Annotated in this window: 21 protein-coding genes; 19 read left to right on the forward strand and 2 right to left on the reverse strand. The window is 74.8% G+C overall.

The annotated features are described in order from the left end of the window. The first annotated feature begins 9 nt into the window (after positions 1-9). The 5 genes from AUV08_RS04775 to AUV08_RS04795 all read left to right on the forward strand — a co-directional run bounded on the left by AUV08_RS04775 (position 10) and on the right by AUV08_RS04795 (position 6,362). Positions 10-1,161, forward strand: coding sequence for a glutathione S-transferase family protein (locus AUV08_RS04775; RefSeq protein ID WP_061867670.1), 1,152 nt, complete (start codon positions 10-12; stop codon positions 1,159-1,161). Between the two features lie 200 nt (positions 1,162-1,361). Then, complete coding sequence (locus AUV08_RS04780) at positions 1,362-2,129, forward strand: LamB/YcsF family protein (protein WP_061867671.1); 768 nt, start codon at positions 1,362-1,364, stop codon at positions 2,127-2,129. Next, the gene (locus AUV08_RS04785) at positions 2,126-3,886 is read left to right on the forward strand and encodes a carboxyltransferase domain-containing protein (protein WP_061867672.1); all 1,761 of its coding nucleotides are present in this window, start codon (positions 2,126-2,128) and stop codon (positions 3,884-3,886) included. The genes AUV08_RS04780 and AUV08_RS04785 overlap by 4 nt, the downstream gene beginning before the upstream one ends. Next, complete coding sequence (locus tag AUV08_RS04790) at positions 3,883-5,658, forward strand: biotin carboxylase N-terminal domain-containing protein (RefSeq protein WP_036384271.1); 1,776 nt, start codon at positions 3,883-3,885, stop codon at positions 5,656-5,658. The genes AUV08_RS04785 and AUV08_RS04790 overlap by 4 nt, the downstream gene beginning before the upstream one ends. Then, positions 5,655-6,362: a GntR family transcriptional regulator gene (locus AUV08_RS04795; protein WP_036384245.1), complete on the forward strand. Its 708-nt coding sequence runs from the start codon at positions 5,655-5,657 to the stop codon at positions 6,360-6,362. Before AUV08_RS04790 ends, AUV08_RS04795 begins: the two co-directional genes overlap by 4 nt. Positions 6,363-6,384: 22 nt before the next feature. On the opposite strand, the gene AUV08_RS04800 is transcribed toward AUV08_RS04795, so the two are convergent. Next, on the reverse strand, positions 6,385-7,197 hold the full coding sequence (locus tag AUV08_RS04800; RefSeq protein ID WP_036384247.1) for a putative hydro-lyase: 813 nt from the start codon (positions 7,195-7,197) through the stop codon (positions 6,385-6,387). Next, positions 7,190-8,473 carry an NRAMP family divalent metal transporter gene (locus tag AUV08_RS04805; protein WP_061867674.1) on the reverse strand — a complete coding sequence of 428 codons (1,284 nt, stop codon included), beginning with the start codon at positions 8,471-8,473 and terminating at the stop codon, positions 7,190-7,192. Before AUV08_RS04805 ends, AUV08_RS04800 begins: the two co-directional genes overlap by 8 nt. Before the next feature lie 168 nt (positions 8,474-8,641). Here AUV08_RS04805 and AUV08_RS04810 point away from each other — a divergent pair, with 168 nt between their 5' ends. From AUV08_RS04810 to AUV08_RS04875, 14 genes are all read left to right on the forward strand, one after another. Beyond that, complete coding sequence (locus AUV08_RS04810; RefSeq protein WP_036384251.1) at positions 8,642-9,397, forward strand: VIT1/CCC1 transporter family protein; 756 nt, start codon at positions 8,642-8,644, stop codon at positions 9,395-9,397. Positions 9,398-9,865: 468 nt separating this feature from the next. After that, positions 9,866-10,102 (forward strand): 50S ribosomal protein L28, encoded by a 237-nt coding sequence (gene rpmB, locus AUV08_RS04815; RefSeq protein ID WP_002858335.1) that lies wholly within the window; start codon positions 9,866-9,868, stop codon positions 10,100-10,102. Position 10,103: 1 nt separating this feature from the next. Further along, a complete protein-coding gene (rpmG, locus tag AUV08_RS04820) occupies positions 10,104-10,271 on the forward strand; it encodes a 50S ribosomal protein L33 (protein WP_002858336.1) in 168 nt (55 codons plus the stop codon). Position 10,272: 1 nt separating this feature from the next. Beyond that, positions 10,273-10,578 (forward strand): 30S ribosomal protein S14, encoded by a 306-nt coding sequence (gene rpsN, locus AUV08_RS04825; protein WP_002858338.1) that lies wholly within the window; start codon positions 10,273-10,275, stop codon positions 10,576-10,578. 229 nt (positions 10,579-10,807) lie between these two features. Beyond that, positions 10,808-11,089, forward strand: coding sequence for an HU family DNA-binding protein (locus tag AUV08_RS04830; protein ID WP_002858339.1), 282 nt, complete (start codon positions 10,808-10,810; stop codon positions 11,087-11,089). A 157-nt stretch (positions 11,090-11,246) separates the two neighbouring features. Continuing rightward, positions 11,247-11,942: a hypothetical protein gene (locus tag AUV08_RS12305; protein ID WP_036384254.1), complete on the forward strand. Its 696-nt coding sequence runs from the start codon at positions 11,247-11,249 to the stop codon at positions 11,940-11,942. Positions 11,943-12,052: 110 nt separating this feature from the next. Next, positions 12,053-12,736, forward strand: coding sequence for a copper resistance CopC family protein (locus tag AUV08_RS04840; protein WP_036384256.1), 684 nt, complete (start codon positions 12,053-12,055; stop codon positions 12,734-12,736). A 103-nt stretch (positions 12,737-12,839) separates the two neighbouring features. Then, positions 12,840-13,451, forward strand: coding sequence for a copper chaperone PCu(A)C (locus AUV08_RS04845; RefSeq protein WP_061867676.1), 612 nt, complete (start codon positions 12,840-12,842; stop codon positions 13,449-13,451). Continuing rightward, positions 13,438-14,850 carry a Dyp-type peroxidase gene (locus AUV08_RS04850; protein ID WP_061873115.1) on the forward strand — a complete coding sequence of 471 codons (1,413 nt, stop codon included), beginning with the start codon at positions 13,438-13,440 and terminating at the stop codon, positions 14,848-14,850. Before AUV08_RS04845 ends, AUV08_RS04850 begins: the two co-directional genes overlap by 14 nt. Positions 14,851-14,923: 73 nt before the next feature. Continuing rightward, a complete protein-coding gene (locus AUV08_RS04855; RefSeq protein ID WP_061873116.1) occupies positions 14,924-17,182 on the forward strand; it encodes a cytochrome c oxidase assembly protein in 2,259 nt (752 codons plus the stop codon). Then, entirely contained in the window at positions 17,172-18,026 is an 855-nt protein-coding gene (locus AUV08_RS04860) for a hypothetical protein (RefSeq protein WP_228070732.1), read from the forward strand. Before AUV08_RS04855 ends, AUV08_RS04860 begins: the two co-directional genes overlap by 11 nt. 95 nt (positions 18,027-18,121) lie before the next feature. Beyond that, the gene (locus tag AUV08_RS04865; protein WP_044658531.1) at positions 18,122-20,221 is read left to right on the forward strand and encodes an NHL domain-containing thioredoxin family protein; all 2,100 of its coding nucleotides are present in this window, start codon (positions 18,122-18,124) and stop codon (positions 20,219-20,221) included. 40 nt (positions 20,222-20,261) lie between these two features. Beyond that, positions 20,262-20,741 carry a flavodoxin domain-containing protein gene (locus AUV08_RS04870; RefSeq protein ID WP_036384268.1) on the forward strand — a complete coding sequence of 160 codons (480 nt, stop codon included), beginning with the start codon at positions 20,262-20,264 and terminating at the stop codon, positions 20,739-20,741. Between the two features lie 124 nt (positions 20,742-20,865). Beyond that, entirely contained in the window at positions 20,866-21,459 is a 594-nt protein-coding gene (locus AUV08_RS04875) for a hypothetical protein (RefSeq protein ID WP_044658532.1), read from the forward strand. Positions 21,460-21,486 lie beyond the last annotated feature (27 nt).

Here is a 21,486-nt window from a genome sequence, read left to right on the forward strand (position 1 = left end):
CTCGAGTGTATGGAGAACCAGCAGACCGGCCAGGCCGCGGACCGCGGCACCATCGACTCGCGCGAGGGGCTCAAGGGCAACTACGTGCAGTCCGGGGCGGAGTTCACGCGGGACACGAACTACATCGCGGACCGGATCGTGGCGGACCCGGAGGCCGTGCGGGCCCTGCCCGTGGCCGAGCCGTCCACGGTCGGCCGCGTGGGCGGCGGGCTCACCGAGGGTGCCGAGGCGTGGCCCGTCGAGGCGGGCCGCTACCGGCTCGTGGCGGCGCGGGCGTGCCCGTGGGCGAACCGGACGATCATCGTGCGGCGCCTGCTGGGCTTGGAGGACGCGATCTCGCTGGGCACCCCGGGGCCGACCCACGACGAGCGCTCCTGGACCTTCGACCTCGACGAGGGCGGGAAGGACCCCGTGCTCGGCACCGAGCGGATCCAGGAGAACTACTTCACGCGGTTCCCCGACTATCCGCGGGGCATCACGGTGCCGGCGATCGTGGACGTGCCGACGGGCGGCGTCGTGACCAACGACTACCCGCAGATCACCCTCGACCTCTCGACGGAGTGGACCGCGTTCCACCGCGACGGCGCCCCGCAGCTGATCCCCGACGCCGGGCCGGAGCGGGACGAGATGTTCGAGGTGATCGAGCGCGTGTTCACCGAGGTGAACAACGGCGTGTACCGGTGCGGCTTCGCGGGCTCGCAGGAGGCGTACGACGCCGCGTACGAGCGGCTGTGGACCGCGATGGACTGGCTCGAGGAGCGTCTGACGACGCGCCGCTTCCTGATGGGGGAGCGGATCACCGAGGCCGACGTGCGGCTGTTCACCACGCTGGTGCGGTTCGACCCCGTGTACCACGGGCACTTCAAGTGCAACCGGAACAAGCTGACCGAGATGCCGGCGCTGTGGGGCTACGCGCGCGACCTGTTCCAGACCCCGGGCTTCGGTGACACGATCGACTTCGCGCAGATCAAGGAGCACTACTACGTGGTCCACGAGGACATCAACCCGACGCGCATTGTGCCCGCGGGCCCGGAGCTGACGAGCTGGCTGAGCGAGCACGGGCGTGAGGCGTTCGGCGGGGACCCGTGGGGCGGCGGCACCGCACCCGGGCCCGTGCGCGAGGACGAGCGCGTGGACCCGGAGCACACGCCGCTGCGGTGAGGTCGCCCGGCCCGGCCCGCAACGCCGGTTGAGTTGTCGCGGGTCCCGGGCTGGGAGACCCGCGATAACTCAACCCGCGTTGCCGTGCGGGCCGGGTGGGCGCCAGCAGGGCGCGCCGAGGATTGTTGAACAATCCCCCCTCATGCCTCAAGATTGTGTGACCGGCACCTCAGCCGGGCCCGATCCGAGAGGACTGCACCGTGTCTCACGCGCCGCAGATCGACCTGAACTCCGACGTCGGCGAGTCCTTCGGCTCGTGGACGATGGGGGACGACGCCGCCATCATGCCCTCCGTCTCCTCCGCCAACGTCGCGTGCGGCTTCCACGCGGGCGATCCCTCGGGGATCGCCCAGACCTGCCGTGACGCGGTCGCCGCCGGCGTCACGATCGGCGCGCACGTCGGCTACCGCGACCTCGCCGGCTTCGGCCGCCGCTTCCTGGACTGCACGCCCACCGAGCTGGCCGACGACGTCCTCTACCAGATCGGCGCCCTCGACGCGCTCGCCCGCGCGGCCGGCGGCCGGGTCCGCTACGTGAAGCCGCACGGCGCCCTCTACAACACGATCGTCCGTCACGAGGCGCACGCCCAGGCCGTCGTCGACGGCGTCAAGGCGTTCGGCTCCGACCTCCCGCTGCTGCTCCTGCCCGGCTCCGTCGCCCTGGACAAGGCGGCCGCCGCGGGGCTGCGCGGCGTCGCCGAGGCCTTCGCGGACCGCGGCTACAACCCGGACGGCACGCTGGTCTCCCGCCGCGAGCCCGGCGCGGTCCTCCACGACGAGGACGCCGTCGCCGCCCGCATGGTGCGCCTGGCCACCGAGGGCGTCGTCGCGGCGGTGGACGGCACGGACGTGCGCGTCGACGCCGAGAGCATCTGCCTGCACGGCGACACGCCCGGCGCCGTGGCCATGGCCGCGGCCGTGCGCCGCGCGCTCGAGGGCGCGGGCGTGTCCATCAAGGCCTTCGCATGAGCGCCCCACGTCACCCCGCCGCCACACCGCCGGCCCGCGCGATCCGCTGGGTCGGCACGCAGGGCTTCCTCGTCGAGTGCGCCTCACTCGAGGACGTCATGGCCGTCCACGCCCACCTCACGGCCCACCCGGAGCGCGGCCAGCGCCAGGTCATGGCCGCCGCCGCGACCGTCCTGGTGACCTTCACCTCGCAGGCCGCCGCCGAGCACGCCGCACCGCGGGTCAGCACCCTCACCCCGGACGCCGGTGAGCTGACGGGGGGTCGGATCGTCGAGATCCCCGTGGTCTACGACGGTGAGGACCTCGCCGAGGTCGGCCGGCTCACCGGGCTCGGCGTCGACGGCGTCATCCGGGCCCACAGCGAGGCGGACTGGTTCGCCGCGTTCGGCGGCTTCGCGCCGGGGTTCATGTACTGCGCCTCCGAGGCGGCCCCGTTCGAGGCGCCCCGTCGCAGCTCGCCCCGCACGGCCGTCCCGGCGGGCGCCGTCGCCGTCGCCGGGGCCTTCTCCGCCGTCTACCCGCGCACCTCGCCCGGCGGCTGGCAGCTCCTCGGGCACACCACCGCGGCCCTGTGGGACCTCGGCCGCGAGCAGCCCGCCCTGCTGCAGCCCGGCGACCGTGTCCGCTACGTCCCCGTGCGCCCGACGGCGTCCGTCACCTCCGGCGCGGACGCGGCGGTCGACGCCACCCCGCCCGCCGACGCCGCGGCCGGCCTCCCGTCCGTGGCCGGCCGCCGCGGCGTCACCGTCGTGGACCCGGGGCTCCTGACCCTGGTCCAGGACCTGGGCCGCCCGGGCCTGGGCGACCTCGGCGTCGTCGCGTCCGGGGCGGCCGACCGGGACGCGGCACGCCAGGCGAACCGGCTCGTGGGCAACCGCTCACGCGAGGCGGTGCTGGAGACCGTCCTGGGCGGCCTCACCCTCACCGCGCACGGCCACCAGGTGATGGCCCTGGCCGGCGCCGAGGCCGGCGGGACGATCACCGCGGCCGACGGCGCCGCGCGCCGGGTGCCCGCCCGCAGCCCGTTCGTCGTGCTGGACGGCCAGACGCTGACGGTGGACGAGCCGGTCGGCGGCCTGCGCGTGTACGTGGGCCTCCGGGGCGGGATCGACGTGCCGCCCGTGCTCGGCAGCCGCTCGACCGACACCCTGTCCGGGCTCGGCCCCGCCCCGCTGACGGCGGGGGACCGCCTCGCCCGCCGCGTCGGCCCGGATGCGAGGGGCGCCGCCGGCGCCTCCGCCGCGAGACCGACCGCCGCCGGCGCCCCCGCCTCGGAGGAGGCCGGCGTCGTGCTGGTGGGGGACCCGGAGACCTCGCTGCGCCCCATGCCCGCGCCCGGCCAGGTGGCCGTGCTGCGCGTGGTCCCCGGCCCCCGCGACGACTGGTTCGGCGAGGCGGGCCTGGAGCGCCTGTTCACGCAGGACTGGGACGTGAGCCAGCAGACCGACCGGATCGGCGTGCGCCTCACGGCCCCCGACGACGGCGCGCCGCTCGAGCGCGTGCGCGAGGGCGAGCTGAAGTCCGAGGGCGCCGTGCGCGGCGCGCTGCAGGTGCCGCCCTCGGGTGAGCCCGTCCTGTTCCTCTCCGACCATCCGGTCACCGGCGGCTACCCGGTGATCGGCGTCGTGGCCCGCGCGGACCTCAGCCTGGCGGCCCAGCTGCCGCCGGGCGCCCGCGTCCGCTTCGTCCCCCATCCCCGCCCCGGCGCCGAGACCGTCCTCGACTCCGCATCGCCCTCTGAGGAGACCCCCGCATGACCACCACCCCCGCCGCCCGCCCCGTCACGCGGGTGCTCATCGCCAACCGCGGCGAGATCGCCGTGCGCGTGGCCCGCGCCGCCCGCGACCACGGCATCGCCTCGATCGCCGTCTACTCGGATCCGGACGCCGACGCCCTGCACGTGGCCGTCGCGGACGAGGCCTTCCACCTGCCGGGCGCGTCCTCGGCGGACACCTACCTGAAGATCGACGCGGTCCTCGACGTCGCCCGCCGCGCCGGCGCCGACGCCGTGCACCCGGGCTACGGCTTCCTCTCCGAGAACGCCGACTTCGCGCAGGCCGTGATCGACGCCGGGATGACCTGGATCGGCCCGTCGCCGGACGCCATCCGCGCCCTCGGCGACAAGATCACCGCCCGCTCCCTCGCCCAGCAGGCGGGCGCCCCGCTCGTGCCGGGCTCGGACGGCCCCGTGCCGGACGCCGCCGCCGCGCGCGCGTTCGCCGAGGAGCACGGCCTGCCGATCGCCATCAAGGCGGCCTTCGGCGGCGGCGGCCGCGGCATCCGCGTGGTGCGCGAGCTCGGCGACGTCGAGGACGCGTTCGAGGCGACCGTCCGCGAGGCCGTGGCCGCGTTCGGCCGCGGCGAGTGCTTCGTGGAGCGCTTCCTGGACCGCCCCCGCCACGTGGAGGCCCAGGTCCTCGCCGACGAGCACGGTCACGTGGCCGTGCTCGGCACCCGCGACTGCTCCCTGCAGCGTCGCAACCAGAAGCTCGTGGAGGAGGCCCCGGCACCGTTCCTCACGGACGAGCAGCGCGAGCGCATCCACACCTCCGCCCGCGAGATCTGCCGCGCCGCCGGGTACACCGGGGCCGGCACGGTCGAGTACCTCGTGGCCCCGGACGGCCTCATCAGCTTCCTGGAGGTCAACACCCGCCTGCAGGTGGAGCACCCCGTGACCGAGGAGGTCTTCGGCGTGGACCTGGTGCGCGAGCAGTTCCGCATCGCCGCCGGCGAGCCGCTGAGCATCCCCGAGGACCCGACGCCGCGCGGCCACGCCCTCGAGTTCCGCCTCAATGCCGAGGACCCGGCGTACGGCTTCCTGCCCGTGCCCGGCCCGATCGACGCCTTCGAGGCCCCCACCGGCCCCGGGGTCCGCATGGACTCCGGCGTCCGCACCGGCTCCGTGGTGCCGGGCGAGTACGACTCCCTGCTCGCCAAGCTCATCGTGTGGGGCGAGGACCGCGCCCAGGCCATCGCCCGCGCCCGCGACGCCCTGGCCGAGCTGCGCATCGACGGCGTGCCCACCGTGGTGCCGTTCCACCGCGCCGTGCTCGAGCAGGACGCCTTCACCTCGGGGGAGCGCCTCGGCGTCTACACCACGTGGATCGAGTCCGAGTTCGCCGAGCCGCTGGCGGAGTCCCCCTACCTGGGCGCCGAGGTGCCCGCCGGCGGTCGCACCGCCGTCACCGTCGAGCTGGACGGCCGCGCCGTGCGCCTGGGCCTGCCCGCCGACCTCTACGCGGCCCTCCTCGGAGGCGGAGGCGTCGGTGCCGCGGCTCCGGCCGGCGCTGCGGGGCCCGGGAAGGCCGACGACGACGGCGCCGTGGCCTCGCCGGTCACCGGCACCCTGGCCTCGTGGAAGGTCGAGGACGGCGCCGAGGTGGCCGAGGGCGACACGGTCGCGATCGTCGAGGCGATGAAGATGGAGACGCCGATCCGTGCCCCGCGTGCGGGCCGGATCCAGCTCCTCGTGGCCGAGACTCCGGCCTCGGTGACGCGCGGCCAGGCGATCGCCCGGTTGGGGGCGTGACGGTGCCGGAGCGCGGCGGTGTCACCGGGGAAGACCTCGCGCCCGGCGCCGGTGCCGGGGAATCCGCCCCGGCGCCGGCTCCCGTGGCCGCGGCCGCGCAGCTGCGGCAGCGGATCGCGGCGGCCGGGCTGGTGCCGGGGGAGCGACTGGGAGAGGTGGCGCTGGCCGGCGAGCTCCAGGTCAGCCGCAACAGCCTGCGTGAGGCCTTCACCATGCTCGCCTCGGAGGGCCTCGTGGAGCGCCTGCCGCACCGCGGGGTGTTCGTGGCGGCGCCGGGTGCGGAGGACGTGCGCGGGCTGTACCGCACGCGTCGGGTGATCCAGCTCGGCGCCCTCGAGCACGGAGAGCTCACTCCCGGCGCGGCGCGCCACCTGCGCTGTGCCCAGGACCTGCTCTCGGGCGGCCTGGACACCCCCGCGCGGGTTCTGGGCGACGCCAACCATCGCGTCCACGTCGGCATCGTGGACCTTGCCGGCGCCCCCGAGCTCACGCGGCTCATGGCGTCGGTGCAGGCCCGCGTGCGCCTGGCGTTCCATCCGATGGACGAGCAGACGCGCCTGCACGTGGAGTTCGCGGACCGCAACCGGTGGATCGTGGAGCGGCTGCTGGCCGGCGACCTGCCCGCGGTGCACGCCATGTTCGGCGGCTACCTGGACGAGGCGGAGCACTTCGTCCTGGCGCACCTCGCCGCCGCGGGGGACTGACCGCCTCCCCGGGCCCGGGCGGTCACGGGACCTGGAACATCCGGTCCGGCAGGTCCGTGAGGAGCATGTGCCCGGGCGCGTGCGTGATGGCCAGCGGCGGGCGGGACTCCATGATCGCCGCCTGCGGCGTCACCCCGCACGCCCAGAACACGGGCAGGTGGCCCTGCGGGACCTCGACGGCGTCGCCGAAGTCCGGTGCCGACAGGTCCGTGATCCCGAGGCCGGCCGGGTCGCCCACGTGCACGGGCGCGCCGTGCACCGCGGGGTAGCGGGAGGTGATGCGCACGGCGTCGGCCACGCGGTCGGCGGGGATGGGGCGCATCGAGACCACGAGCGGGCCCGAGAGGCGGCCCGCCGAGGCGCAGCGCCGCGTCGTGCGGTACATCGGCACGTTCACGCCGGCGTCCTGGTGGGCCATCCGGATGCCCTCGGCCACCAGGGCGGACTCGAAGGTGAACGAGCAGCCGATCACGAACGTCACGAGGTCGTCCCGCCACACGTCGAGCAGATCCGTGGGGCGGTCCGTCTCGACGCCGTCGCGGTACACCACGTACTGCGGCACGTCCGTGCGGACGTCGCCGTCCAGTGCGGGGCCGTTGACCTCGCCGGCCTCGAACACGCCGAGCAGCGGCAGGGCCTTGGGGTTGCGCTGGGCGAAGAGCAGGACGTCGTAGGCGTGGTCCTGCGGGATCGAGACGAGGTTCGCCTGCGCGTAGCCGTCGGCGATCCCCGAGGTCGGCCGCACGAGCCCCGCGCGGAAGCGCTCGCGGGCCTGCGCGGGGGTCGTGGCGCCGTCCAGCGGCGGCAGCGGCATCGTCGTGGTCATCTCAGGCACCGGTGATCATCTTGACCATGGGGAGGAACCCGCGCACCGCGATGAACACGGAGACGATCCATGCGAGCGCGCCGATCACGAGCAGCCACCCGGGGTAGCGGTAGCCGTGCAGCAGGTCGCGGCGGCGCCAGGCCACGTAGAGGAGGGCGGCGAAGCCGACCGGCAGGATCATGCCGTTGAACGCGCCGGCGAACACGAGCAGCGTCTGCGGGGCCTGACGCAGGGCCAAATACAGGATCGTGCAGACCAGGATGAAGGCGACCGTCAGCAGGTTGCGGGTGCGGGCGCTCGTGGTGGAGCGGGTCACGAAGCTGATCGAGGTGTACGACGCGCCGATCACGGAGGTGACGGCGGCGGCCCACAGGACGATGCCGAACATGCGCAGGCCGATGTCGCCGGCGGCGGCCTGGAAGGCGGAGGCGGCCAGGTTGTCCTTGGCCAGGACCGCGCCCGAGGCGACGACGCCGAGGATCGCCAGGAACAGGAGGGCGCGCATCAGGCCGGTCACGAGGATCGAGGCCACGGAGCTGCGGGCGATGTCCTGGACGTCGTCCACGCCCTTGACGCCCGAGTCGATCATGCGGTGGGCGCCCGCGTAGGTGATGTACCCGCCGATGGTGCCGCCCACGAGGGTGACGATCACGAAGAAGTCGATCTTCTCCGGCATCACGGACTGGCGCAGGGCCTCGCCCACGGGCGGGGCGGAGGTGATGGCCACGTACAGCATCAGCAGGATCATGACGGCGCCGAGCACCACCACGATCCGGTCCAGGGCCACACCGGCGCGCTTGGAGAGGAAGACCAGCAGCGCGATGAGCGCCGAGACGCCGCCACCGATCAGCGGGTCGACGCCGAGCATGGCGCTCGCGCCGAGGCCGGTGCCGGCGATGTTGCCGATGTTGAAGACCATGCCGCCGAGGAACACGAGCCCGGCGAGGACCCAGCCGAGGCCGGGCAGGACGCTGTTCGCCAGCTCCTGGGCACGCATGCCGGAGACGCCGATGACGCGCCAGACGTTCATCTGGACGGCGATGTCGATGAGGATGGACACCAGGATGGCGAACGCGAATGCGGCGCCCATCTGGACGGTGAACGTGGCGGTCTGCGTGATGAAGCCCGGGCCGATGGCCGAGGTGGCCATGAGGAACATGGCGCCGAGCAGGGCGGTGCGCCGGGTGGCGCTCGCGGCACGGGTGTCGGTCTTCGGTGCGGCGCCCGAGGGGGTGGCACCGTCCGGCCCGGCGTGGGGGATGTCTGCGTGGGACACGATGGTCACCTTCGTCGAGGGCGCCAGGCGAGGTGACGGGCGTCACGAGGCGCTGGGGAGACGGTAGCTGTTGTTGAACAATCCTGGCAACAGGAGGAGCGAGTGTCGTGGCCTCCCCGTCCGAAGGAACGCCTCACCTGCCTGGCGCACCCCGCCCCGCGCCGCGACCATGGAGACATGTCGCACACGTCTGAACAGTCCTCGCCCCTCGCCGACCAGGTCCCGCCGGGCGGTCCCGACGAGCCGCACGCCGCCGGCGGCGTGCATGCCCGCCTCAACTGGCTCCGCGCGGGCGTGCTCGGCGCCAACGACGGCATCGTGTCCGTCGCCGCCACCGTCGTCGGTGTCGCCGGCGCGACGACGGCGCTCACCCCGATCCTGCTGGCCGGTGCCGCCGCCGTGGTCGGCGGCGCCTTCTCCATGGCGCTGGGTGAGTACGTGTCCGTCTCCTCGTCCTCCGACTCGCAGAAGTCGCTGATCGCCAAGGAGCGCCGCGAGCTCGAGGAGGATCCCGAGGGCGAGCTGGAGGAGCTCGTGCAGCTCTACGAGGCGGACGGCCTGAGCCGGGCCACGGCCGAGGCCGCCGCGCGGGAGCTCACCGAGAAGGACGCGCTCGCCGCGCATCTGCGCATGGAGCTGGGCATGGCGGAGGAGGACGTCGTCAGCCCGTGGGCCGCCGCCGGAGCGTCCTTCCTCGCGTTCCTCGTGGGCGCGCTGCTGCCCTTCCTGACGGTCGTCCTGGCGCCGGTGGGCCTCCGCGTCCCGTTCACGTTCGGCGTCACCCTCCTGGCCCTCGCCGTCACCGGCTGGGTCGGGGCCCGGCTCGGCGACGCGCCCGCGCTGCGGGCGGCCGTGCGCGTCGTCCTCGGCGGCGCCCTGGCGCTCGGCCTGACCTTCGCGGTGGGCTCCCTGCTGGGGGCGTCGGTCGCCTGATCCGCGCCGGAGGGGTGGGCCGGCCCAGCGCCCGTGGCCGCGCCGAGCCGTGGCGAGCGGAGCGGCCCTGGGGGCCGAGGACCGTGCGCATACCACAGGCGCCCCCCGTCGAGTTGAAGCGACGCCCACGGTTCGCGTAAGGTGGGACGGCGCACGCCGCGTTGTTCTCGTCGTTCCATCGGTCAGGTGACCGGGCGGACGTCGGGTCGGAAAAGCAACGCGCTCCCGCAGACCGGATCCCGGGACGTCCTCAGGACGGACCGGGGCTCACCGTCCACACCAGCGATCCCATAAGGAACTTCGGTTGGCTCTCACCCAGCCTGGTCCCCCTTTTCGAGAAGTCGCAGTAAGAGTGCGGTGTCCACACCCGGGGCGGGGCTCACAACAGGTGTCCGCGGACAGGTCCGCGGCTCGCCGCCATGCGGGTTCCGCCCGTCCTTTTACTACTACTTGCCACGAGGAGTGATCATGGCAGCTCACTGCCAGGTAACCGGGGCTGGGCCGGGATTCGGCCACAGCATCTCCCACTCGCACCGTCGCACCAAGCGCCGGTTCGACCCGAACATCCAGAAGAAGACCTACTGGGTCCCCTCCCTGCGCCGCAACGTCACCCTGACGCTGTCCGCCAAGGGCATCAAGACCATCGACGTGCGCGGTATCGACGCCGTCGTGGCGGACCTGATCGCGAAGGGAGTGAAGCTCTGACATGGCCAAGGACAAGGACGTTCGTCCGATCATCAAGCTGAAGTCCACCGCCGGCACCGGGTTCACCTACGTGACCCGCAAGAACCGCCGGAACAACCCGGACCGCATCACCCTGAAGAAGTACGACCCGGTGGTCCGCAAGCACGTCGACTTCCGAGAGGAGCGCTGAGATGGCCAAGAAGTCCAAGATCGCCAAGAACGAGCAGCGCAAGGCCATCGTGGCCCGTTACGCCGAGAAGCGTCTCGAGCTGCGCAAGACCCTCGTGGACCCGAACGCGTCGGACGAGGCCCGCGAGGCCGCCCGACTGGGCCTGCAGAAGCTGCCCCGCGACGCCTCCCCGGTCCGCGTGCGCAACCGCGACGCCATCGACGGTCGCCCCCGCGGCACCTTCCAGCGCTTCGGCATCTCCCGTGTGCGCTTCCGTGACATGGCGCACCGTGGCGAGCTGCCCGGCGTGACCAAGTCCTCCTGGTGACCTGAGGCCCGGTCTCCGGGCGCTCGGCACCACCGCGACGGCGGCGTCCCTCCTGAGGAGGGGCGCCGCCGTCGTCGTGCCTCGGGGATCAGGGCCGCCCAGGTCACGGGAAATCGCGGATTCTCGCGGTTCAGGGGGCGATTCGCCCGCGGAGAGATGGTACGTTCACAACTGGCAGCCCGGTCCGAACGGCCCGGGAACCGTAACCGACGTCCCATAGGGAGGACCCATGGCCATGAACCGCAAGGAACTCGTCGCCGCCGTCGCCGAGCGCTCCGGCAACACCCAGGCCGCCGTCAGCGATGTGCTGGACGCCCTCTTCGAGGTGTTCACCGCCCAGGTCAAGAAGGGCGAGAAGGTCTCGATCCCGGGCTGGCTGGCCGTGGAGCGCACCGAGCGCAAGGAGCGCACCGGCCGCAACCCGCGCACCGGCGAGGAGATCACCATCCCGGCCGGCCACTCCGTGAAAGTGACCGCCGGCTCCAAGCTCAAGGCCGCCGCCTCCGAGTGATCCCGGTCGCGGTGCGCGTCCCCGGACCCACGCCGCAGGCCGCAGGACGGGCGCCCCACCCTCGGGTGGGGCGCCCGTCGTCGTGTCCGGCCGCGTAGGATGGGCGGACGATCGTCCGGCCGACGTGGACCGGGGCCGTCAGGAGAGGAGTCGTGGCATGCGCAGCGCCGTCGCCGCCGCTCCGTGGGCCCCGTCCGGCCTCGAGGACGCCCCTCCGCGCGTCGTGCGTGGGCCGGCCCGTCTGGCCCGGGGCTGGGCCGGGGCCCTGGCGATGACCGCCCTGGCCGCGCTGTTCCACACCGCCGCCGAGCCCGGCCACGGGTTCCCCGAGGTCGGCGTGGTCGCCTTCGCGGCCGTCCTCGCCGCCCCGCTCTGCACCGCCCTGGCGGGCCGCGCCCTCTCGCTGTGGCGCACCGCCGCCGCCGTCGCGATCGCCCAGGGGCTGTTCCACGTGCTCTACGGGCTCGCCGCCGGCGGCCACGCCGTGGCGCCTGCCGCCAGCGTCGACCCCGCCCACCTCGGCCACGCCCGTCCCGGCGCCGGGGCCCTCCTGGCACCGGGGGAGGCCCTGTCCGGCGCCCCCGCCGGCCACCTGACCGACCTGCGCATGCTCGCGGCCCACGTGATCGCCGCGGTCCTCACCGTGCTGGTGCTGCGGCGCGGTGAGGCCCTCGTGCTCACCATCGCCGAACGCGTGGTGGCCGTCGTCTGCCCGCCGCCGGCAGCGCACGGCCCCCTGCCGACGCCGGCCCGCCTCCGTGTCCCCGTCCCGCCGGTGCTCCGGCTGGCGACGTCCCTCGCCCTCCTCAGCTCTCCGGGGCGGCGCGGCCCGCCGTTCGCCCTCGCGGCCTGAGGACGCCGGCTCCGTCCGCGTCTCGAGCCCCGACCGCGCCCGACGACCCTTCGGAACGGTCCGCCCGCGACTCCCGTCCGGGACCGCGGCAGACCCGTGAGGACACCACCATGCATCACCAGACCACCCCTGTCCGCCGCGCCGCTCGCGCCGCAGCCGGACTCACCCTGCTGCCCGCCCTCGTCGTCGCCGGAGCCGCCCCCGCGGCCGCGCACGACGAGCTCATCCGCACCGCCCCCGCGGTCGGCGAGACGGTCACGACGGCGCCGTCGGAGGTCTCACTGACCTTCAGCGGCGAGCTGATCGACGGCGAGGGCATCCAGAACCTCATGCAGGTCCGCGACGCCGACGGCAACCAGTGGCAGTCCGCCGCCGGCACCGGGGACGGCCCCACCTTCTCCGCGCCGCTGTGCGAGGGCCTGCCCAACGGCGACTACGAGGTCGCCTACCGCGTCGTCTACTCGGACGGACACTCCGAGGAGCGCTCGTTCGACTTCGCGGTGGACGACCCGGCCGCACCGGCCGCCGGCACCGCGCCCCAGGGCTGCGGCACCGCCGTCGCCGGGGCCTCGACCGCCGCCTCCCCGGAGGCCACGGCAGGCCAGGGCGACGCCGCCTCGGCCGATGCGACCGCGCAGGCGGACGGCTCCGACGCCGCGCAGCCCGCGGACTCCGACGCGCTGCCCGCCTGGGTGTGGGTCGCCGGCATCGCCGGCCTGGCCGTGCTCGTGGTGGCCTTCCTCCTGATGGGCCGCCGCGCCCGCGCACTCGGCCACCTCGACGACGGCCGCTGACCTCTGATCCCCGGCCGGCCCCCTGAGGGGACCGGCCCCGCCCTCGCGCGCCCGCACGCCCCGCGCGTCGTCGCGCGCCCGCATGACAAGGAACCCCACAGACATGACCACCACCTCCCCCCGCGTCCCTCGCCGCCTCGGCGCCGCCGCCGTGCTCGCCGTCGCCGCCCTCGGCCTGACGGCCTGCGCCGGAGACGAGGCCGGCTCCGCCCCGAGCGCGTCGGATGCCTCGAGCGTCGCGCCGGCCACGGACGCCTCGCCGGCCGCGTCCACCGCGGACGGCCAGGCCGCCGGCCTCACGATCACCGACCCCTGGACGAAGGCCACCGAGGAGGGCATGACCGGCTCCTTCGGCATGCTCGAGAACTCCTCGGACCAGGACCTGCACATCGTCGGCGTCCGCTCGGAGCTGGGCGAGACGGTCGAGCTCCACGAGATGGTCTCCGGCGAGGACGGCCAGATGGTGATGCAGGAGAGCCCCGACGGCTTCACCGTGCCCGCGGGCGGGAGCCTCGAGCTCGCCCCGGGCGGCAACCACGTGATGTTCATGGGCCTGACCGACCCGATCGAGCCGGGTGAGGACGTGACCTACGACCTCGAGCTGGAGGACGGCTCCACCCTCGAGGTCACCTCCGTGGTCCGGCCCTTCACCGGCGCCAACGAGTCGTACCACGGCGGCGAGTCCCACGAATCGGAGGACCATGCCGACCACTGACCCCGCCGTCCGGCCGGACGACCACCACGGGTCGGGCGGGCGCGAGGGCGCCCGCCCGGCCCCGGGGGGCCCCTCCCGCCGCGGCCTGCTCCTCGGGGCGGGCGCGGTGGGCGGCGGCCTGCTGGGCACGGCGCTCGGCTACGGCGCCGGCCACGCGTCGGCCTCGACCGCCCCGGGCGCGTCCGCCGCGCCCGGGGCGGGGGCCTCACCCTCCGAGGTCATGGGCGACACCGGCATCGAGGGCGACGTCGGCCGGGCCGGCTGGGCCGAGCCCGGCGGCCAGGCCGCCCGGGTGGCCGTCAGCTCGCCCGTGGGCACGGACACCGTGCCGTTCCACGGGCCGCGCCAGGCCGGCGTCGACACCCCCGCCCAGGCCCACGCCGTCTTCCTCGCCCTCGACCTGCGCGAGGACGCGGACCGGGTGCGCATCGAGCGGATGCTGCGCCTGCTCACCGACGACGCGGCGCGTCTGACCCAGGGCCGCGCCACGATCGCCGACACCGAGCCGGAGCTCGCCGCCGCCCCCGCGCGGCTCACCGTGACGTTCGGCTTCGGCCCGGAGCTCGTCCGCCGCGTGGCCCCGGACCGGGCCCCGGCCTGGCTGCGCCCGCTGCCGGCGTTCGAGCAGATCGACCGCCTGGACCCCGCGTTCAGCGACGGCGACCTGCTGCTGCAGATCTGCGGCGACGACCGGATGTCCGTGGCCCACACCCGGCGCATGCTCCTCAAGGCGGCCCGGCCGTTCGCCACCGAGCGCTGGGTGCAGGAGGGCTTCCGCTCCGCCCGCGGCGCCCACCCCACCGGCACCACGATGCGCAACCTCTTCGGGCAGGTGGACGGCACCGGCAACCCGGCGGCGGACACCCCGCACCTCGACCGCGTGGTGTGGGGCGTGGGCGCCGAGCAGGTGGGCGTCACCCCGTGGATCCCGGACGGCACGTCCGTGGTGATCCGGCGCATCGAGATGCTCATGGACACGTGGGACGAGCTCGACCGCCCGGCCAAGGAGAAGGTCATCGGCCGTCGCCTCGGCACCGGCGCCCCCCTCACGGGGGAGCAGGAGCACGACGAGCCGGACTTCGACGCCGTCGGCCCCACGGGCTTCCCGGTCATCTCGGACATCGCGCACCTGCGGCGGGCCCGTGGGGAGGAGCCCGAGTACGGGATGCTGCGTCGCGGCTACAACTACGACGACCCGCGCGGGGCGCTGGAGGCGGGCTCCGGCCTGATCTTCGCCGCCTACCAGGCGGACGTGGACCGACAGTTCGTCCCCGTCCAGGCCCGGCTCGCGGAGTCGGACCACCTGAACCTGTGGACCGTGCCCGTCGGCTCGGCGGTCTTCGCGATCCCGCCCGGCTGCGCCGAGGGCGGGTTCGTGGGCGACGCCCTGTTCGCCTGACCCCGGGGCCCGACGGCGGCGGGGCCGCTCCCGTCGTCGTCGGGCGTCCGCATGCTTTGAGAGGATGGACCCCATGTCCGCCGCCACCGCCCCCGCCCGGGGCAGCCACCCCGCCGAGAACGACGACGCCGCCCGCCCCGGTCCGTCGGGGCCGGTCGGAGTGCCCCGGTGGATCTGGGTGCTCGTGGCCGCCGCGGGAGCGGCCGGCCTCGCCGCCGCCGGCTGGCTGACCGGCGTCACCGCCGCGCGCCAGCTCTCCGACCCGGGGTGGATCACCCGCTGGGGCGTGCCCGTGGGGGAGCTCGTCTCCAACGTGGCGATGTCCCTGACCATCGCCGCGCTGATCTTCGCGGCCGGGGTCCTGCCGCCCCACGCGGCGGGCACGGAACGGTGGCACCGCTCCGCCCGGCAGCGGCGCGAGGACGCGGACGCCGCACCGCTGCCCGAGCACCCCGCGTTCACCCGCGTGATGCGGATCGCCGCCGTCAGCGCCGGCGTGTGGACGGTGGCCGCGCTGGCCGTCGGCGTGCTGTCCTACTCGGACCTCGCCGGCATCCCCGTCACGGCGGGGCAGGGCTTCACGGACGGCCTGGCGGCCTACGTGGTCGGCATCTCGGTGGGCCAGGCGTGGTTCTGGGTCACCGTGATCGCCGCCGTCGTGACCACGTTGGCGATCGCCGTCCGCTCCCACAACGGCCTGTTCTGGACCGGCATCCTGGCGATGCTCGCCCTCGTGCCCCTGGCCCTGATCGGGCACGCGGCGGGCGGTGACGACCACACCGGCGCCGTGAACTCGATCGGCCTGCACCTGCTCGGCGTCGTCGTGTGGGTGGGCGGACTGCTCGTGCTCGTCGCGATCTCGGACACCCTCGTGGGGCCCAACGGGGCGCAGGGGCGGGGCCGCAGCCTGCGCCGGCAGGGCCCGGCGCCCCTGCTGCACACGGTCCTGACCCGGTACTCCGTGCTCGCCGGGCTGGGCCTGGTCACGGTGGCGCTGTCCGGCGTGGTCAACGCGTCGATCCGCATGGACGATCCGGCCCAGCTGCTGAGCCCCTACGGCATCCTCGTGTCGGCCAAGTTCCTGGCGGCCCTGGGCCTCGGCCTGATCGGCCTGCTGCACCGCCGGTGGGTGATCCCCCGCCTCGACGCCGGCCCGGACCGTCCCAGCCCCGCCCCCGCGCGTCGCCTGCTGTGGCAGCTCATCGCCGTGGAGGCCGTGATCATGGGCGCCGTCATGGGCGTCTCCTCCGTGCTCTCCCGGACGGCCCCGCCCGTGCCGGAGGAGCTCGCGCCGGACGCCTCCCCGGCCCGCATCCTCACCGGCTACGAGCTGCCGCCGGCCCTCGAGGGCGCCCGGTGGATCACGATGTGGCGGTTCGACTGGCTGTGGGTCGCGATCATCGCGTTCCTGACCCTCTGGTACCTGCGCTCCGTGTGGCAGCTGCGCCGCCGCGGCGACCGCTGGCCCGTGCTGCGCACCGTCGCGTGGCTCGCGGGCCTGGCCGTGCTGCTGTGGGCGACCTCCGGGTCCCCGGCCGTGTACGGCCGCGTCCTGTTCAGCGCGCACATGGTGGGCCACATGACGCTGACGATGCTCAGCCCCGTCTTCCTCGTCCTGGGCGCACCCATCACCCTGGCGCTGCGGGCCCTGCCGTCCCGCACGGATGGGACGCGCGGCCCCCGCGAGTGGATCCTGTGGATCGTGCACTCCCCGTGGGGGCGGTTCATCACGAACCCGATCGTGGCGGGGGTCAACTTCGCCGGCTCGATCCTGGTGTTCTACTACACGGACTTCTTCCGGTTCTCGCTGGAGACCCACGTGGGCCACGAGTTCATGAACGTCCACTTCCTGCTGACCGGGTTCCTGTTCGCCCTGGTCATGATCGGCTCGGATCCGCTGCCGCGCCGGCCCCCGTACGCCCTGCGGCTCGTGCTCCTGATGGCCACGATGGTCTTCCACGCCTTCATCGGCGTCGCCATGACCACCTCCACCGGTCTGCTGCAGGCGTCCTGGTTCGGCAACATGGGCCGCGACTGGGGCCCCACCGCCCTCGAGGATCAGCGCATCGGCGGCGCGGTGATGTGGGGCATCGGCGAGTTCCCCACCGTGATGATGGCGGTGATGGTGGCCGTGCTCTGGTATCGCAGCGACCGCAAGAACGCGGTCCGGCTGGACCGGCAGGCCGACCGCGACGGCGACGCGGAGCTGCGCCGCTGGAACGAGATGTATGCCCGCATGCACGGCACCCCGGCCACCGACGCCCCGAGCGGCGCCGAGCCCGCGGCCCGTGACTCCTCCACCGGCCCCGAGGAGGCCCGTGATGTCCGCTGACCGTGTCCGTCCCCTCCGCCGCCCGGCCGCGCCCCGGCGTGGTCGGCTGCGCCTCGTGGCCGCCGTCGCCGCCGGCCTGCTGGCCCTGACGGGCTGCGGGGCCGGGGACAACGATCCGGCCGCCGCGTCCGTGCCCGCGGACGGGGTCCACGACGACGCCGGCACCGCGGTGCACACGGAGTCGGCGGCCCCGGAGGGGCTCGGCCTGGGCGACCGTCAGGACGAGCGCATGGCGGAGGCCGCGGCCGAGCGTGCGGCCACGTTCGGCTTCGTCCGGCAGCGGGCCGCCACGGCGGAGGAGATCGACGCGGCCCGCGAGGACTCCCGGGACCGGCGTGCGGACGCGGACCGGACCACCGTGCAGCCGGCGCAGTGCAAGGCGCCGCTGACCGCCCTGGACTTCTCCCCGATCGCCCTCGACGGGGCCGAGGCCACGCGCGTGGACGTCGGCGCCGACACCTTCACGGGCACGGGCACCGTGGAGGTCGCCCGGCTCACGGGCCAGGGCCGCCAGGACGTCGAGCGGCACATCCAGACCGTCAACGCCCTGCGCGCCGACTGCCGCGAGATGACCATGACCGTGCAGGAGGGGGACGCGACCGTCGACTACCGCCTCGAGGTCTCCGACGCGCCGCTGTCCGACGGCACGCCGGCGCAGTCCGCCCTCGTGTGGGAGCGGACCGTGGCCTCGGAGTCCGAGCCCCAGCTCACGGCCCAGGTGCTCACCGCCGTCACCTCCGACGCCGTGGTGATGGTCTCCTTCGTGGGCCGGCCCGAGGCCGGGCGCAAGGAGTTCACCCTCATCGCGGAGGAGATGCTGGCCGCCGCCCTGGCCGCCGACTGAGCCGGACCCGCCCGGCGGCGTCGTCTTTCCCCCTGTGACGCCGCCGGCGTCCGCTCACGGCTGACGCGTCCGGGGCGTGCGCCATGATGGTGGACATGACCGCACCGCAGACCCCGAACCCCGCCCCGACCGCTGACGCCCCCGCCGCCGTGCCGCGCGCGGCCACCCGGGTGCGCGCGTCCGAGCTCGTGGGCCGCGGCTGGCTGAACACCGGCGGCGAGCAGGTGAGCCTCGAGGACCTGCGCGGCAAGGTCGTCCTCCTCGACTTCTGGACGTTCTGCTGCATCAACTGCCTGCACGTCCTGGACGAGCTGCGCCCGCTCGAGGAGGAGTTCGCGGACGTGCTCGTCACGGTGGGCGTGCACTCGCCCAAGTTCGAGCACGAGGCGGACCCGGACGCGCTCGCGGCCGCCGTCGAGCGCTACGCCATCGAGCACCCCGTGCTGGACGACCCCGAGCTGACCACGTGGCAGGCGTACTCGGCGCGCGCGTGGCCCACCCTCGTGGTGGTGGACCCGGAGGGCTACATCGCCGCGCACCTGTCCGGAGAGGGGCACGTGGCCGGGCTCTACGGGCTCGTGCGCGAGCTCGTGGCCGAGCACGAGGCCAAGGGCACGCTGCACCGCGGCTCGGGCCCCTACGTCCCGCCCGCCCCCGTGGCCCGGGACCTGTCGTTCCCCGGCAAGGCCGTGTCGCTCGGCGGCCGCGGCTCCCGCCCGGGCACGTTCCTCGTCTCGGACACCGGCCACCACCGCCTCCTGGAGGTCGCCGAGGACCTGACCACGGTGCTCCGCGCGTTCGGCGGCGGGGACCCCGCCACGGCGGACGCGGGCCAGGCCGAGCTCGCATTCCCCACGCCCGGGGAGAAGGGCCACGCGGACGGCGGGCCGGACCAGGCGCTGTTCAACGAGCCGCAGGGCCTGGCGCTGCTGCCCGAGGACGTCGCCCAGCGCGTCGGCTACGACGTCGTCGTGGCGGACTCCGTCAACCACCGGCTGCGGGGCCTGCGCCTGTCGGACGGGCACGTCAGCACCCTCGCCGGCAACGGCGTGCAGAAGCTCATCGACTCCGAGCGCGCCAAGGAGGCCGCCGCCGTCGACGACGAGGGGGACGTCGCCGTCGACCTCGCGGACCTGCCCGGGGAGCCGACCGCGATCTCGCTGTCCTCCCCGTGGGACGTCGTGTGGCACCCCGCCCTGGGGCGTGTGGTGATCGCGATGGCCGGCACGCACCAGCTCTTCGACTTCGACCCCGTCACAGACGCGCTCGCGGTGCACGCGGGCACGGCGCTCGAGGGCCTGCTGGACGGCGACGCCGGACGGGCCTGGTTTGCGCAGCCCTCGGGGCTGTCCGTGGGCGCGGACGGCACGCTGTGGGTCGCGGACTCGGAGACCTCCGCGGTGCGCTGGGTGCGGACCGGGGAGGACGGGCGCCGCGAGGTCGGGACCGCCGTCGGGGCGGGCCTGTTCGACTTCGGCCACGTGGACGGGGAGGCGGACCGCGCGCGCCTGCAGCACGCGCTGGGCGTCACGGCCCTGCCGGACGGCTCCGTGCTGATCGCCGACACGTACAACGGCGCGATCCGCCGGTACGCGCCGGCCGGCGAGGACGCCGCGGGCCGGGCGGTCCCGGCCACGGTGACCACGGTGGCGCGCGGGCTGCTCGAGCCCTCGGACGTGCTCGTGGAGCACGACGCGGACGGGAACGACACCGCGATCGTGGTGGTCGAGTCCAACGCCCACCGGCTCACGCGGCTGGCGGTGCCGGAGGAGTTCCTCACCGTGGACGAGGGCGCGCGGCAGACGCAGCGTCCCCGCACCCCGGTGGTGGCCGGCGACCTGGACCTGACGATCGGCTTCGCCGCGCCCACGGGGCAGAAGCTGGACGACCGCTGGGGCGATCCCACGCAGCTGAAGGTCTCCTCGTCCCCGGAGGAGCTGCTGCTCGAGGGCGCCGGCACGTCCACGGGGCTGCACCGGACGCTGCGGCTGAACCCCGAGGTCGAGGAGGGCGTCCTGCACATCACCGCCCGGGCCGCCGCGTGTGACGGGGAGAAGGGGCAGCCCATCCCGGACCACGCCGCCTGCCACCTGTACCAGCAGGACTGGGGCATCCCGGTCACGGTGCACACCCCGGACCGGGCCCCGGAGGGCGCCGAGACCCGCCTGGACCTGGACCTGCGCGGGATACACTGAGCGCGTCGTCCGCCCCCGACCCCGAAGGCTGCGCCCCACCATGACCACGCTCATCGTCACCTCGTCCGCCCACGGATCCACGCGAGAGATCGCCGAGCGGGTCGCGGAGGTGCTGCGCACGTCGCAGGCCGTCCCGACCGTGGTGGAGGACGTCAAGGGCGCCGCTGCGTGGCTGGCCACGGCGGACGCGGTGATCGTCGCGGCCCCGGTCTACACGGGCTCGCTCGCCGCCGACGCCCGGGCGTTCCTCGACACCCGTCGGGCCGAGCTGGCGGACCTGCCGCTCGTGATCCTGGCCTCCGGCGGCGCGCCCGAGCTGGCCCGGCCGGTGCGGGAGAAGCTCGAGTCCTACGGCCCGCGCGAGGTGGCGTACTTCCGCGGGGCGCTCGTCGAGGAGCGCCTGGGCCGGCTGGAGAAGCTCAAGCTCAAGCTCTCCCGCAACGAGCACTACGGCGACTTCCGCGACTGGGACGCCATCGAGGCCTGGGCCAAGACCCTCTCCGGCGCCGGCGTGCGCTGACCTCACCCGCCGCGCTCGTCGACGAGACGGCGGGGGCGCAGGAGCCTCCACAGCCGCTGTCGTTGACGAAATGGCGCCGGAGGCTCTCGTGTCTGCAGCGGAGGCGAGCGGTTAGCCTGGCCGCATGTCCCCTTCCGCCCGTCGCCCCGCCGCGTCCTCCCGCCCCGCCCGGCCCCGCCCGACGACGGCGCCCTTCGCCCTGCCCGACCGGCCCGGCTGGGTGCGGCTCGCCGCGGGCGCGGTGGTCCCGGGCGTCATCGCCGCCGCCGCGGCGCTCGCGGCCCTGCAGGTGTTCGTCCTCAACCCGTTGGCCGCCGCGCCCGGCGACCGCGGCCTCGGGAGGATCTACGCGGACCTGAGCGCGGCGGGCCAGCTCGGCGTCCCCTTCGTCCTCCCGGCCGTGATCCTGGCGGCCGGGCTCGGTGTGGCCGCGATCCTGTGGTTCCTCACGTGGCGTCGCGAGGAGGTCGACCCGCTGGCGGTCCTCGCCCTGGGCCTCGCCTCGCTCGTCGCCGCGTCTCCGGCCTACTTCATGGCCTCGTTCGGGCCGGGCATGGCGCTCGCGGACACCTACGGCATCGGCGGGGGCGACCACAGCCCGTGGGCCTGGCCGATCTACGTGGTCAGCATGCTGGCGTTGGCGGGGCTGGTCGCCGTCGTCGTGCTCCTGCTGCGCGGTCCGGCGGGCGGACTCGGCGCCCCGCGGCGCCGGGCCTAGGCTGGCGGGACCGACCTGACCACGACC

Source organism: Micrococcus sp. CH7 (assembly GCF_001595485.1).
Taxonomy (GTDB): Bacteria; Actinomycetota; Actinomycetes; order Actinomycetales; family Micrococcaceae; genus Micrococcus; species Micrococcus luteus.

Excerpts from the sequence above, each read along its gene's own strand:
- AUV08_RS04775 (WP_061867670.1), top strand. The coding sequence starts at position 10 with ATGGAGAACCAGCAGACCGGCCAGGCCGCGGACCGCGGCACCATCGAC.
- AUV08_RS04785 (WP_061867672.1), top strand. The coding sequence starts at position 2,126 with ATGAGCGCCCCACGTCACCCCGCCGCCACACCGCCGGCCCGCGCGATC.
- AUV08_RS04790 (WP_036384271.1), top strand. The coding sequence starts at position 3,883 with ATGACCACCACCCCCGCCGCCCGCCCCGTCACGCGGGTGCTCATCGCC.
- AUV08_RS04810 (WP_036384251.1), top strand. The coding sequence starts at position 8,642 with ATGTCGCACACGTCTGAACAGTCCTCGCCCCTCGCCGACCAGGTCCCG.
- rpmB (WP_002858335.1), top strand. The coding sequence starts at position 9,866 with ATGGCAGCTCACTGCCAGGTAACCGGGGCTGGGCCGGGATTCGGCCAC.
- rpmG (WP_002858336.1), top strand. The coding sequence starts at position 10,104 with ATGGCCAAGGACAAGGACGTTCGTCCGATCATCAAGCTGAAGTCCACC.
- rpsN (WP_002858338.1), top strand. The coding sequence starts at position 10,273 with ATGGCCAAGAAGTCCAAGATCGCCAAGAACGAGCAGCGCAAGGCCATC.
- AUV08_RS04830 (WP_002858339.1), top strand. The coding sequence starts at position 10,808 with ATGGCCATGAACCGCAAGGAACTCGTCGCCGCCGTCGCCGAGCGCTCC.
- AUV08_RS12305 (WP_036384254.1), top strand. The coding sequence starts at position 11,247 with ATGCGCAGCGCCGTCGCCGCCGCTCCGTGGGCCCCGTCCGGCCTCGAG.
- AUV08_RS04840 (WP_036384256.1), top strand. The coding sequence starts at position 12,053 with ATGCATCACCAGACCACCCCTGTCCGCCGCGCCGCTCGCGCCGCAGCC.
- AUV08_RS04845 (WP_061867676.1), top strand. The coding sequence starts at position 12,840 with ATGACCACCACCTCCCCCCGCGTCCCTCGCCGCCTCGGCGCCGCCGCC.
- AUV08_RS04850 (WP_061873115.1), top strand. The coding sequence starts at position 13,438 with ATGCCGACCACTGACCCCGCCGTCCGGCCGGACGACCACCACGGGTCG.
- AUV08_RS04855 (WP_061873116.1), top strand. The coding sequence starts at position 14,924 with ATGTCCGCCGCCACCGCCCCCGCCCGGGGCAGCCACCCCGCCGAGAAC.
- AUV08_RS04860 (WP_228070732.1), top strand. The coding sequence starts at position 17,172 with ATGTCCGCTGACCGTGTCCGTCCCCTCCGCCGCCCGGCCGCGCCCCGG.
- AUV08_RS04865 (WP_044658531.1), top strand. The coding sequence starts at position 18,122 with ATGACCGCACCGCAGACCCCGAACCCCGCCCCGACCGCTGACGCCCCC.
- AUV08_RS04870 (WP_036384268.1), top strand. The coding sequence starts at position 20,262 with ATGACCACGCTCATCGTCACCTCGTCCGCCCACGGATCCACGCGAGAG.
- AUV08_RS04875 (WP_044658532.1), top strand. The coding sequence starts at position 20,866 with ATGTCCCCTTCCGCCCGTCGCCCCGCCGCGTCCTCCCGCCCCGCCCGG.